Source organism: Psychromarinibacter sediminicola, assembly GCF_029168335.1.
Lineage (GTDB): Bacteria > Pseudomonadota > Alphaproteobacteria > Rhodobacterales > Rhodobacteraceae > Psychromarinibacter > Psychromarinibacter sediminicola.
The window spans coordinates 1-1250 of the sequence record NZ_JARGYC010000195.1 but is presented as its reverse complement, the minus strand read 5'-3'; the positions used below and the strand labels follow the sequence as shown (position 1 = coordinate 1250).

At 69.9% G+C, this 1250-nt stretch carries 2 protein-coding genes; both read right to left on the bottom strand.

Annotation, left to right across the window (positions count from 1 at the left end):
* Positions 1–54: 54 nt before the first annotated feature.
* On the bottom strand, positions 55–870 hold the full coding sequence (locus P1J78_RS24900; protein ID WP_275570063.1) for a sugar phosphate isomerase/epimerase family protein: 816 nt from the start codon (positions 868–870) through the stop codon (positions 55–57).
* Positions 871–875: 5 nt separating this feature from the next.
* A partial coding sequence (locus P1J78_RS24895) for a hemerythrin domain-containing protein (RefSeq protein WP_275570062.1) occupies positions 876–1250 on the bottom strand: 375 nt, incomplete at its 5' end.

Here is a 1250-nt window from a genome sequence, read left to right as displayed (position 1 = left end):
CCAGCCCCCCAGACCCCCCGGAGTATTGCCGGCCAGAAGAAGCAGGACGTCGGGCTATTGGGCCAGGCCGAGCGCTTCCAGATGGGCGACGCTTTGCGGGACTTGCGAGAAATCGTTGATCTCGACGATCAGATGCGGGCGCGCGTCCAGCTTGCCCAGTTCCGCGAAGACCGCGGCGAAGTCGATGTTGCCATCGCCCAGCGCCCAGTGCGCGTCGCGCGTGCCGTCGGTGTCCTGCAGGTGGACATGCGCCAGCGACTCGCCGGCGGCCGCGACAAAGCCCGCGGGCGAGGGTGCGCCGCAGGCCGTATGCGCCCAGTTGGCATGCCCCGTGTCGACGCTGAGCCTCAGCGCCGGGCTGTCCGCGGCCGCCACGACCGCGGCGCGGGCGGCGGGGTCCACGTCCTTGATGTTCTCCAGAACCAGCGTGACGCCCTGGTCCGCGGCCCGCCGCAGCGCCGGGCCCAGCGTGTCGAGGATCGCCCCGATCCGCTTTTCCAGCGCGCGGGGATGCCCTACGAAATTGGCCGCGTCCCAGGAATCGAAGGGCGAGTGGAGGACCATCTGCACCGCCCCCAGCCCGGCGCAGGCATCGAGACACGCGTCGAGCCGCGCCTGCACCACGGCGCGCACGTCGCGGTCGGTCGTGTCGATCTCGAACCCGCTGAACGGCCCGTGCACGCCCAGCCGCCCGTGCCAGCCGTCCAGCCGCTTGCGCGCCATGTCGATGAACGGCTCGGGCGCGCGCAGGATGTCGGCCATGGCGTATTCCGGCAGTTCCAGGTCGCGGTGCTTGTCGAACAGCCAGTCGCGGTGCCTGTCGAGCAGAAGCGCCGTGAACTGCGCGCCGACCACCGGAAGATCGCCCATCGCCCCTACCCCGTGAAGCCGCTTTTCAGGATCACCGGCACCACGATGTCCTCCTCATCGGTCAGGTGCCGCTCCAGCAGCGCGCCGAACCCGTCCAGCCGTTCCAGGAACGTGCGGGCCGCGTCGCGGGCCGCCGTGTCATCGGCCGGCTGCAGCACTGCGTTGGCCGAACTCGCGAAGTCCTGCAGCATCGGGTCGATCGACTCGTGGTCCTTCTCCAGCATCTCGAAGCCCCGGTCGATGCGCGGCTCCAGCCCGACGAGCTGCGGGAAATAGTGCATGTCTTCGATCTGGTGATGCCCGTGCAGCTGGTTCAGGAAGAACCCGCCGTAGCGCGACAGCCGCGGGGCGTAGGTCTCGAACCCGGCGCGGCCGTCGAG

Bases quoted from the DNA above. Each gene is read 5' to 3' on its own strand.
- P1J78_RS24900 (WP_275570063.1), bottom strand. From the start codon at position 870: ATGGGCGATCTTCCGGTGGTCGGCGCGCAGTTCACGGCGCTTCTGCTC.